This window comes from Pseudothioclava alba (assembly GCF_033100795.1).
In the GTDB taxonomy this organism is placed as follows: Bacteria; Pseudomonadota; Alphaproteobacteria; order Rhodobacterales; family Rhodobacteraceae; genus Pseudothioclava.
The window spans coordinates 1-10,438 of the sequence record NZ_JAWLVI010000009.1; the positions used below are offsets into that span (position 1 = coordinate 1).

At 58.2% G+C, this 10,438-nt stretch carries 10 protein-coding genes and 1 tRNA gene; 3 read left to right on the top strand and 8 right to left on the bottom strand.

Features of this window, described 5'->3' with window-relative positions:
• Positions 1–208 precede the first annotated feature (208 nt).
• From RYZ20_RS14630 to RYZ20_RS14665, 8 genes are all read right to left on the bottom strand, one after another.
• Entirely contained in the window at positions 209–1,396 is a 1,188-nt protein-coding gene (locus RYZ20_RS14630; protein ID WP_317674756.1) for a DUF6538 domain-containing protein, read from the bottom strand.
• A 98-nt stretch (positions 1,397–1,494) separates the two neighbouring features.
• A complete protein-coding gene (locus RYZ20_RS14635; RefSeq protein ID WP_317674758.1) occupies positions 1,495–1,686 on the bottom strand; it encodes a hypothetical protein in 192 nt (63 codons plus the stop codon).
• A gap of 1 nt (position 1,687) precedes the next feature.
• Positions 1,688–1,918, bottom strand: coding sequence for a hypothetical protein (locus RYZ20_RS14640; protein WP_317674760.1), 231 nt, complete (start codon positions 1,916–1,918; stop codon positions 1,688–1,690).
• Between the two features lie 156 nt (positions 1,919–2,074).
• Complete coding sequence (locus RYZ20_RS14645; RefSeq protein WP_317674762.1) at positions 2,075–2,524, bottom strand: hypothetical protein; 450 nt, start codon at positions 2,522–2,524, stop codon at positions 2,075–2,077.
• Positions 2,511–4,286 carry a primase-helicase family protein gene (locus tag RYZ20_RS14650; protein WP_317674764.1) on the bottom strand — a complete coding sequence of 592 codons (1,776 nt, stop codon included), beginning with the start codon at positions 4,284–4,286 and terminating at the stop codon, positions 2,511–2,513. Before RYZ20_RS14650 ends, RYZ20_RS14645 begins: the two co-directional genes overlap by 14 nt.
• Positions 4,287–4,471: 185 nt before the next feature.
• Positions 4,472–5,062, bottom strand: a complete 591-nt coding sequence (locus tag RYZ20_RS14655; RefSeq protein WP_317674766.1) for a hypothetical protein — start codon at positions 5,060–5,062, stop codon at positions 4,472–4,474.
• A gap of 264 nt (positions 5,063–5,326) precedes the next feature.
• Complete coding sequence (locus RYZ20_RS14660; protein ID WP_317674768.1) at positions 5,327–6,631, bottom strand: tyrosine-type recombinase/integrase; 1,305 nt, start codon at positions 6,629–6,631, stop codon at positions 5,327–5,329.
• 172 nt (positions 6,632–6,803) lie between these two features.
• Positions 6,804–6,888, bottom strand: a tRNA-Leu gene (locus RYZ20_RS14665).
• 160 nt (positions 6,889–7,048) lie between these two features.
• Here RYZ20_RS14665 and RYZ20_RS14670 point away from each other — a divergent pair.
• The 3 genes from RYZ20_RS14670 (at position 7,049) to RYZ20_RS14680 (ending at position 10,428) form a co-directional block, all read left to right on the top strand.
• Positions 7,049–8,035 (top strand): complex I NDUFA9 subunit family protein, encoded by a 987-nt coding sequence (locus tag RYZ20_RS14670; RefSeq protein WP_317674770.1) that lies wholly within the window; start codon positions 7,049–7,051, stop codon positions 8,033–8,035.
• Entirely contained in the window at positions 8,035–8,835 is an 801-nt protein-coding gene (locus RYZ20_RS14675) for an undecaprenyl-diphosphate phosphatase (protein ID WP_317674772.1), read from the top strand. The genes RYZ20_RS14670 and RYZ20_RS14675 overlap by 1 nt, the downstream gene beginning before the upstream one ends.
• Before the next feature lie 159 nt (positions 8,836–8,994).
• Positions 8,995–10,428 (top strand): NAD(P)-dependent oxidoreductase, encoded by a 1,434-nt coding sequence (locus RYZ20_RS14680; protein WP_317674774.1) that lies wholly within the window; start codon positions 8,995–8,997, stop codon positions 10,426–10,428.
• The last annotated feature ends 10 nt before the right edge of the window (positions 10,429–10,438 follow it).

Here is a 10,438-nt window from a genome sequence, read left to right on the forward strand (position 1 = left end):
AAAACCATGCTCAAGCGGCGCTTGCGCCACCAAACTGAAAACGCATAAACTCAATCAAGGATGAGCCAGAGCCTCCAAACGAAAGCGCGCTCAACTGTCCCAAATTATCTGACGACGGACAAAAGCCCACCATCATATTCGGCAATGGCGGCGCGTTCCTCGAAGGCGTCGATGTCGGGGACAGGGGGATGTGAGGGAGAAGTGGCCATCACAGCACCACTCCGGCAGGCAGCCTGATCTGGTCTATGATCTCGCGCTTCTGGGTGAGCGAGATCCCCGCAGAGTAGAGCCCATAGGTGAGGCGGTTCTGCGAGCGGGCGGATTGATGCCCAACCAGCGAGGCGGTGAAGTGCTCAGGGACGCCTGTGCGCTCACACTGGGTGACGAACCACTTTCGGGTGGAGTGGAACACCAGCCCTTCCCGCGTGAGGTTCAGCCGCTGTCGATCTGCCGCGAAGAGCTTCACGACCTTGCCCACAGAGAGCTGCGGGAAGAGAGGCCCTGAGGAAGGCAGTCTCGGCAAGAGATGCCGCTCCAGCAGCTCATGGACGGGCACCTCGCGCTCTGCCGCCTTCGACTTCAGCGCACGGATGTCATTGGGCACCACCCGGAGCACCCGCCCGAGATTGCCCTTTGACACCACCTCTTCAGCCCGAAGCACCAGTGCCTCGCCAGACCTTAGACCTGTCAGCAGACAGAGCAACAGAAGAGGCCTGAGCAGAGATGACCCCTCCGCCAAGAGGCGACAGACCTCGTCATCGGTGAGGACCGCATAGCTTTGGTGATCCACCTTGGGCCCCTCAACGCCTGCGAAGGGAGCGGCCCCCAGATGCCCCTGTCGTTCCGCCCAAGTCAGGAAGCGCAGGGCAACCCCCCAGAGATGCGCCTGCGTTGTCTGGGATAGAGTGCCCTGCCCATGCGGTTGGCGCATGAGCCCCGAGAGGAGCTGGAGGAAGGCCAGACCATCCCCCCGCTCAAGGGAGCCAATGGGACGTGACCCGAAGCGATCGACAAAGAGGCCGATGCCATAGCGCACCCCCTTATAGCTTCCGGGACGCAAAGCCTTGGCCCGCTCTTGCAGGTAGGTAGAGGCCAGAGCCTTCACCAAGGCCTCCCCTTGGAACTGCACCCGCCGATACTGCGGCATGGGCACGGTGATGCGCACCCCACCCGAGGGGGTGGAACTGACTGCGGACCGGGAAGCCCGCACTTCGGCCACCAGCCGGGTGAAGGTGGCATTCAGCTCACTGATCCGCGCCTTGGCTTCGCGCGCGTCGGGGGTCTTGAGGGACTTCTTCAGGGCAGTGCCCAAGATCGGCTGAACGTCTCGGGGGTAGGTCCGGCGATAGACCCACGTATTATGGCGCAACTGCGCATATCTCATGACCGTGGACATGAGGCTCCTTTCCGGGGCAGCGGCCCCGCTTTGGCGATGAATGGGAAGATTGGGGATAAGGTTCAGGGCGTTGCTGGGATTGCCCAGAACCCTGCCGCTTAGCCCTCGGAGACGACCCGCAGGATCATCTCAATCTCAGGCTCACCGTATTCGCCCGCGAAGGGGCCGGTGAGGGCTTGGCCGGTGACGCAATCCTCGAACACCTCGTCGATCTGGAAGAGGTGCTCTGGAATGTCATCGAAGGCGCAGATCAGCACGATTGCGCCCGTATGAAGTTCCAATGCCTGCATGTCAGAGCCTCCCGAACAGGAGGTCAGGCAAGAAGAGCCCGAGCATCAGGCCGAGGGGGAGCGAGACAGGAAGAGGGGACAGGGGCTCCGGCAGAAGGGCGAGGCCCAGCAGAGCCAAGGCCAGCACCTGCGGCACAGCCAGAACGAGGCCGAAGTGTCGGCGCAAGACGACGGTCAGCACAAAGCGAAGCACACCACCCGCAAGCGCGAGCAGCAAGAACAGGGTCATCATCTGTGATCTCCATGATGGGTTGGTACCATCATAGATGCCCGAGATTTCTCAGTTTCCGGGGGAGGGCGGAGGGCGATCAGAGGAGAAGGTGCAGCTAGAGAAAGGGTGCATTCTGGGGGTGGAAAGGTGGGGTAGGGTGATGGAGCTACAGAATTATCAGTCGTGCCACCCTTTAAGGAGTTTCCATCTCGTTCCATAGGCACGTGTCGCAACCAAATCGCCGAAGTTCTCTCGTTGATCGCCTGTCATGAGGTGGCGCGGATTGATGCAGTATGGGTTGTTGCACTCGTGACGCATGATGTCTTTCGTGCTTAGCGGCAGGACGGTCGCAACCGCATAAGTGAAGCGATAGGCGCGCAGTTTCACGCCTTGGAAACTGACCTTCACGCGAGGCAGGTCCCCCAGCTCGAAGCATTCCCGCTTGGTATAGGACGCTCGATCGAAGATGAGGGTATGGTAGAGCTCAAGGGCTTCAGGCATCTTTTCTAGGAAGATGTGATCCCACCAGAGATACTGACGATCACTGATTGGCAGTTGCATGCGTTCCCGGATGTAGGTTGCATGTCGTTCGACAATGCGCGCCCGTTCAGCGTTAGAATCGATCATCTGAGTGGTCCGAGAAGAGATTGGGGCGCTTGAAGAAGATGTCATCCTCGTCGAGGGCGCTCTTGACTGATCTTCGTCCTGTATCCAGTTCCCAATTTCCCGGACCCTTGATGCGGTCTCCAACCAACTGATATCCGGGTCGTAGCCATATAACGCGCCTGTAATCAGAATTACCCCATTTGGCGTTCTTGTTGCTCCAGCCAAGGTCGGCCAACACGTGTTTTAGTGCTGTTACCTTGGTTCCGAGACGCTGCTCAACGAGATCCTTGAGCCCATTGAAGGTAACAGCGATCACGTTCTGTGCGTTGAGGTATTCTTCTACGCCTTTACGGCTGACATCGATGCTGCTTTCCTGAAGCTCACGCATCAATGCAGTGGCTTTGGCATTCACATCAAGAGAGTGGGCATTGAAGTCACTTGGAAGCGCGTGAGCCATTATGGCTGCATAGAGTGCGGCGAGCGCCCTCGGATCTCGGAGTTCTTCCAGCAAGTCCGCGACCAAGGCGGCATACTGTGCCCCCTGTGGGCCTAGGCGATGGCCCTCGTGATCGACATGGACAACGTAAAACCTCCGATCCCCTTCTTCGAGCCAGATTGGCTTGTGGTTAGTAATGAAGATGAAGCAGCAAACCTGATCTACTTGCTGCACAGCGTTGAACTTATGCTCCGTGACGGCTTGGCGCTCAGTAATGAAGGTCTTTATGGCATTGGCCTTGTCAGACCCGGGTGGAAGGTAGAGCTCCTCGCAGATCACCAGTTTCTTCTCGAGTATGGGCGCATTGAAGCGGGAGACGAGCTTGTTGATGTTATTTTCTGTGGCAAAGTTGTGCTCACCGAAGAGAAGCCCGGCCACCTTGGCGAAGGTGCTCTTGCCCGAGCCCTTTTCGAGCGAGAACAGGAACGGAGCCCAGCCGGGCTTATCATCTTCATTCTGCAAGCACCACGCGAGCCAGTTGATTAGCATGTCGCGTTCATCTTGACGCTGGAATGTGGTCTCCATGAACTTGCCGAAGAGACCCCAATTTGCGGTGACCCCGCTCAGCTGACGATAACTTGGTTCGCGCCAGGTGTTGATGGTCGCAGCCATCCGCTTGAAGGTCAGGCGATTGGGATTGCCGGGCATGGATTGCCTCAAGCCTGACCAGATCGGGATCGATCGCCGGGGGTCCACGAAGATGTCCTTGATGAGCACTTGCAACAACTGGCGGATGGCATCTTCGCTTAGGTCTGCCCCCGGGAACTCTTCCTTGATCCGTTGAATGATAAGGCGCTCGACGTCATCGCGTGAGAAGGCTGGCCCCGGCTCTTCCACGTCATAATATCGGCTGTCTTTTCGGACATACCACTGGGCAATGGTCTGCAAGATGTTTGAGAGCGTATGGAAGTCAGGTTCGTCGGGCCCGGGTATGTAGGCGAATTTCTCGATGTGCTGGCTAAGGTTTTCATCCCACCGTTCTAGGTGATCTGGTGGGTCTGGAGGCCAGAATTGCGGCGCGTCTTCGGGGGCTTCCTCGCGCGGCTGCCTGTTCTTGTCTCCCGATTTTACCGTCTTGTCGGCCTTCTCGGTCTGAGTGGCATCTTCGGTTGATGAAGGTGATTGTTCTGATGTCTCGGTGGTGGTGGCGGCCTCAGAGCTGGTTGGGGCGTCCTTGGGCAGCGTCTCACCCTCGGTTGCGACCGGCTGAACGACCATCTCAACGACCTCGAAGTCATCTGTGGCAGGAGTGGCAGCCTGTGGGGAGGAAGGAGTTTCTGAGGTCATGAGAATGCAATGCCTTGGGTAGAATGTCGAAGAACGCAGAACCAATATTCAATCCTACTTCGAGGCTTATGCAACCTTCATTGCCCACTGATTGCTGGGTGCTTACCAAATCTTCCGCGATAATCATTGTGGGTGGGCAGTGGTGAGGTGGTAGTTGGGAAGAACGCCGCGAGCCCCCCAAGCCCTTAAAGGTTAAAATCATCTTCGAAGCTACTGCCGGGTGTTGGCTTGGTGATGCGCGGTTGATGTTGGCGGAACCCCTTACGGTAGTCCTCCTCCCGGAAACTGATCGGCTGCCAGTCATGGTCATAACTGGGGGCATACTCATTGAAGATGCTGGAGGTGCCTTGGCGTCGGCCCTTACCACGCAGAAGGGGCTCGATGACCTCGGCTCCGACCTGCCACTCATGCACCAACCCATTCAGGACCATGAAGATCGTAGAGGTGCGATAGCTGACAAGAACGTGGGCGTTATCGGCGGTGGCGTTGTTGTCGCCGAGAGAGTGAAGGCGGAAGACCCGGGCATCGTCATGCGCGGCAAGAAGGTGGTCGATGGCGGTGAAGTGGTCCGCACAGAGGGTGATGGAGCGGGTCTTCTGGCGGGCATAGCCTTCCCGATCACGCTTTGGGGCATCGGCATAATACTCCACCCGCTTGGGGGTGGTGGTGTGGAAGGAGAGCTTCAGCCGACCTGAGGCGAAGGCCTGAAGGTTGTAGCCTTGGAAGTCCTTGAGGGTGTCTGGGGAGAAGGTGAGGTGAATGTATGAATTGGTCATGAATGAGATCCTGATAATGGGGAATACGGAAAGGGTAATATCTAATAAGTAACTGATAATACTTAATGAATAATACGTAATATATAATATATAAGGGTATGGGGTGCCCACATCCCTCTGTTGGTTTTTAAATGATAGAAAGTCAGTAAGTAGACATATCATCATTAGGCGGCGCTATTTTGGGAACCACCTTAGGATCGGGGAAGGGGATGTTAAGTGGTGTCCCCGGATCGGGGCTTGGGCAGGTGTTCCGCGCAGGGAACCTTAGCCCTGCCAGACCTTCTCGAGCGCGTCCTTCATAACGGTGATGGCATAGCCTGAGCCATAGTTAGCAGCGATTGAATTGGTAGAGTGCCCCATGATGGCCATCGAGAGGTGTTCCGGGCAGCCAGAGTTCCGCAGCTTGTCCTTCATCCGATGCCGCAAGGAATGGATGGTTTTCTTCTTGTCGGTGATCTGAGACCGGAGCCGCCCCATTAGCATGGCCGAGGCGGTGTCATTGCCACGGGGGCCGCTATAGCGCTCGAAGATCGGTGCCCCGGGATCTTGCCCTTCGAGGAATGGTGCAAGGCACGCCAGTGCTCGGGGACTGAGGGGAATGGTCCTCTCACTGTTTCGGGTCTTGAGCCTGCGCAGGCCATTGGCCCGGATCTCTAGGGTGGCCCCCTCCACATCTATGTCCTTCACCTGTAGCCCTGTGATCTCAGCCAGACGCGCCCCGGTATCGGCGAGGGTAATGAACAAGGCCCGGGCAATTGGATTGGTGTCGAAGGTCTTATCCAAGGCCGCCATATCCTCTTCACTCAAGGGCAGGCGATCTGTCTTCGAGGCCCCGGCACCTTCGATCTTGAGCGCCACGAAGGGGTTCTTCTCATCCAGCTCTTCTTCCCGAATGACATGGTTAATAGCCGCCTTCAGGATGTTGAGGGTGCGCGCCACCGAGTTCGGGGCCATCCCCTGCAGCATACTATCCCTCAAGGCAGAGGCATCCCGCCGCCGGATGTTGCCCAGCGCCGTGTAGGTCCAGAACGAAGGGCCAAGGCAGGCCACCACCTGTTTCCGTATCCGCTCGATCCGCAATTCCAAGTCATGCCGTGCCTTCGGGGCAAGTGCCTTGTCTTTCAGGTAAATCGCGAAGATTCGCTCCAGCGTCATGGCGGGCTTGTCGATATAGCCACCCCGCACACGACGCAGAACCTCTGGCGGAACCGTCCCCTCCAGCTCCTCAGCTAAGTCCATGTAGTCATCCTGTGGCAAGGTATCCGCTTCCTGCCCGACCTTGCCCTCCTCTGCCGCCCGCACCCAAACCTCACCCAGATGGGTCCGAATCAGAGCTGCCGCCTTCTCGCCCGGATGCACCATCGCCTCATACCGGAACAGCGCCTCGACCTCCTGATGCACCCTTGGCAGGTTCAGGATTGCTTCGTCATAGGTCTTCCCCAACTGACGATAGAGCGTGTCCTTGCCGAACACCCCTCGTAACGTTTTTGGGATATTGCGCTTGTAGCGGAACGATCCGTTGGCACGGCGAAAGACATAGCGGGGGAGTTTGGGCATCGGATCATCCATGGGGAAACCATTCCCCCGAGCATGACCGCAGGCAAGCAGAATCGACCGTCCGAACCTGACGTTTCACATCCCAAACCTGACGAAGTGGTCCCGGAAGTGGTCCCAAAACTGGTCCCCGGAAATGAAAAAACCCAAGCTAGGCTTGGGTTTCTTTCACTTAAGACCGAAGTCTTGGTGCCCAGGAGAGGACTCGAACCTCCACGCCTTGCGGCACACGGACCTGAACCGTGCGCGTCTACCAATTCCGCCACCTGGGCAGGTGTCGTGGAGCGCGAAATATCCTTGGTCGTGCAGAGTGTCAACGGGTGTTTGAAAGTTTTTCGCGTCTTTCTTTCAACACCGGGCCTTTGCCCTTGTTCTGCAAGGGTCATGGCGCTAATCAGAGTGCGGATTTTGCAGAATGAAAGGCCGAAGGCGATGTCGAAGCTGGTCACGATTTACGGCGGGTCGGGGTTTGTCGGGCGCTATATCGCGCGTCGTATGGCAAAGCAGGGCTGGCGGGTGCGAGTCGCTGTGCGTCGCCCCAATGAAGCGCTTTTCGTGAAGCCCTACGGTGCCGTGGGTCAGGTCGAACCCGTCCTGTGCAACATTCGCGACGACGCCAGTGTGCGGGCCGCGATGGCTGGCGCGGATGCGGTGGTGAACTGCGTCGGTATCCTTGTGACCTGCGGCAAGAATAAGTTCGAGGCCGTTCAGGTCGAGGGCGCCGGCCGCATTGCCCGTATCGCTGCTGAGCAGGGCGTAGATCATCTTATCCATATCTCTGCAATTGGCGCTGATGCGATGGCGCAAAGTGCATACGCCCGCACCAAGGCCGAAGGCGAAGCCGCCGTGCTGGCGTCCTTCCCCTCGGCTGTCATCCTGCGTCCGTCGGTGATTTTTGGCACTGAGGACGGCTTTTTCAATAAATTCGCCGCGATGGCGCGCTACACGCCGGTGCTGCCGATCGTCGGTGGCAATAGCCGGTTCCAGCCCGTCTGGGTTGATGATGTGGCGCAGGCGGCAGAGGTTGCCGTGCTCGGCAAGGCGAGCGGCACCTATGAACTCGGCGGTCCGGATGTCGAAACATTCCGCGGTCTGATGGGTAAAATGCTTGAGGTGACGAACCGCCGCCGCCTTGTTCTGAACCTGCCGTTCGGTGTTGGCGCGCTTATCGGCGGCGTTCTCGATCTCGTGCAGGCTGCGACCGGCAGCTTGATCGTGAACAAGATCCTTACCCGCGATCAGGTCAAGAATCTTGCTAATGATAACGTGGTTGCCGAGGGCGCTAAGGGCTTTGCCGATCTGGGGATCAAGCCGGTTCCGGCGGCGACTGTTCTGCCCGATTACCTGTGGCGCTTCCGTCCGAACGGGCAGTATGAGGCGCTGCGCGCATCTGCGAAGAACCTGCGCAAGCCTTCGTAATGAACGATACGATTATTGCGGGGCTGCTTGGTCTGCTTGAAGGTCTGACCGAGTTTCTTCCGGTATCATCGACCGGCCACGTTTTGTTGGCCGGTCATTTTTTTGGCTTCCAAAGCACGGGCCGCGCCTTCGAGGTGCTAATCCAGCTTGGTGCGATTCTGGCGATTTTCGGGGTTTACGCCAAGCTGCTGATCGAAACATTCGTGGCTGCGCCGCGCGACCCGCAAGCGCGGCGGTTTATCGGTTCGGTTCTGATTGCGTTTCTGCCTGCCGTGGTGATTGGCGTTCTGGCGCATGACTTCATCAAGCGGGTGCTTTTTGAGACGCCGGTTCTGATTGCGGTGATGCTGATCCTTGGTGGTGTCGTGCTGCTGTTTGTTGACCGCTGGAAGCTCGAGGTGCGTCACAACGATGCGACGAAGCTGCCGCTTGCGACCGCGTTCAAGATCGGGGTGATTCAGTGTCTCGCGATGATCCCTGGCACTTCGCGCTCGGGTGCGACGATTGTGGGCGCGATGCTGATGGGGGTGTCCAAGCGTGCGGCGGCAGAGTTCAGCTTTTTCTTGTCGATGCCGACGATGGCTGGGGCTTTCGCTTATGATCTTTACAAGAATCGTGACGCTCTGAATTCCGATGATCTTGGTTTGATCGGCATTGGGTTTGTCGCGGCGTTCGTCTCGGCGGTGTTTATTGTGCGCGGGTTGCTGAGCTTTGTAAGTCGCCATGGATATGGCCTGTTCGGCTGGTGGCGAATCATTCTTGGAACCCTTGTGCTGCTGGCGATTGCTGCGGGTTACTGACATAAATGGAAGCTATGCTGACCTAAAATCGCAAGAAATCCACCTCGCAAAAGTCCACGGCGATCAAAAACAGCGATTTAGGTCATTATTATTGACTTTTAATTTCCCGGAACCGGGTGTAGAGGTTGCGCGCTTAGTTTTTCACTGGGAGGCGCAGCCATGGCCAAGCAACGCATGCTGAAGTTCGTCACGACGGCAAAAGAGATGCCGGAGAAGCGTGACGCGACCGTGCGCACTCAGGATTTCGACGAGATTTACCGCGAATTCGCGGATGCGAAAGCGGCCGAGCAAGCCTCGCGCTGCTCGCAGTGCGGTGTGCCCTACTGCCATTCGCATTGCCCGCTGCACAACAATATCCCCGATTGGCTGCGTCTGACCGCCGAGGGCCGCTTGCAAGAGGCATACGAGCTGAGCCAGTCGACCAACTCCTTCCCCGAAATCTGCGGCCGCATTTGCCCGCAGGACCGTCTGTGCGAAGGTAACTGCGTGATCGAACAGTCGGGCCACGGCACCGTGACCATCGGCGCAGTCGAGAAATACCTCACTGACACCGCTTGGGACATGGGCTGGGTGAAACCGGTTAAACCCTCGACCGAACGCACAGAAAGCGTTGGCATCATCGGCGCTGGCCCGGGTGGTCTGGCTGCGGCGGATGCGCTGCGTCGTGCGGGCGTTCAGGTGACCGTTTATGATCGTTACGACCGCGCTGGCGGCCTGCTGACCTACGGTATTCCGGGTTTCAAGCTTGAGAAAGACGTCGTCATGCAGCGCGTCAAGCAGCTTGAGGCATCGGGCGTCGAGTTCGTGTTGAACTGCAATGTCGGCACCGATATTTCCTTTGATGCTATCCGCGGCAAGCATGACGCCGTGCTGATTGCGACAGGCGTTTACAAGACGCGCGATCTGCGTGATCCGGGTGCCGATGCGGCAGGCATCGAGCGTGCAATCGACTATTTGACCGTTTCGAACAAGCTGTCCTTCGGGGATGACGTGGCCGAATTCGAAGACGGCACGATGAACGCGGCAGGCAAGCGCGTTGTGGTCATCGGCGGTGGCGACACCGCAATGGACTGCGTGCGCACTGCCTTGCGTCAGGGCGCGACCTCGGTGAAGTGCCTGTATCGTCGCGACCGCGCCAACATGCCCGGTTCGCAGCGCGAAGTGCAAAACGCCGAGGAGGAAGGCGCGGAATTCGTCTGGATGGCCGCGCCAAGCAGCTTTGCCGGCAATCCGGTGTCGTCGATGACGATCCAGAAGATGCGCCTTGGTGCACCCGACGCTTCGGGCCGCCAAAGCCCCGAGCCGATCGAAGGTGGCCTTTACGAAGAGCCGGTGGACCTTGTGATCAAGGCACTTGGCTTTGAACCCGAAGACCTGCCCGAGCAATGGGGCGTGGACGATCTGGAAACTACGCGCTGGAATACGATCAAAGCCAAATTCGGCACGCACGAGACCTCGATCCCCGGCGTTTACGCTGTGGGCGACATCGTGCGCGGCGCCAGCCTTGTGGTCTGGGCAATCCGTGACGGGCGCGAAGCAGGAGCTTCGATCATCAAGTATCTCGATGCGGCTGCGAAAGTCGCGGCCGAGTAATCCGGTCGGG

Bases quoted from the DNA above. Each gene is read 5' to 3' on its own strand.
- RYZ20_RS14630 (WP_317674756.1), bottom strand. From the start codon at position 1,396: ATGTCCACGGTCATGAGATATGCGCAGTTGCGCCATAATACGTGGGTC.
- RYZ20_RS14635 (WP_317674758.1), bottom strand. From the start codon at position 1,686: ATGCAGGCATTGGAACTTCATACGGGCGCAATCGTGCTGATCTGCGCC.
- RYZ20_RS14640 (WP_317674760.1), bottom strand. From the start codon at position 1,918: ATGATGACCCTGTTCTTGCTGCTCGCGCTTGCGGGTGGTGTGCTTCGC.
- RYZ20_RS14645 (WP_317674762.1), bottom strand. From the start codon at position 2,524: ATGATCGATTCTAACGCTGAACGGGCGCGCATTGTCGAACGACATGCA.
- RYZ20_RS14650 (WP_317674764.1), bottom strand. From the start codon at position 4,286: ATGACCTCAGAAACTCCTTCCTCCCCACAGGCTGCCACTCCTGCCACA.
- RYZ20_RS14655 (WP_317674766.1), bottom strand. From the start codon at position 5,062: ATGACCAATTCATACATTCACCTCACCTTCTCCCCAGACACCCTCAAG.
- RYZ20_RS14660 (WP_317674768.1), bottom strand. From the start codon at position 6,631: ATGGATGATCCGATGCCCAAACTCCCCCGCTATGTCTTTCGCCGTGCC.
- RYZ20_RS14670 (WP_317674770.1), top strand. From the start codon at position 7,049: ATGTCGAAGCTGGTCACGATTTACGGCGGGTCGGGGTTTGTCGGGCGC.
- RYZ20_RS14675 (WP_317674772.1), top strand. From the start codon at position 8,035: ATGAACGATACGATTATTGCGGGGCTGCTTGGTCTGCTTGAAGGTCTG.
- RYZ20_RS14680 (WP_317674774.1), top strand. From the start codon at position 8,995: ATGGCCAAGCAACGCATGCTGAAGTTCGTCACGACGGCAAAAGAGATG.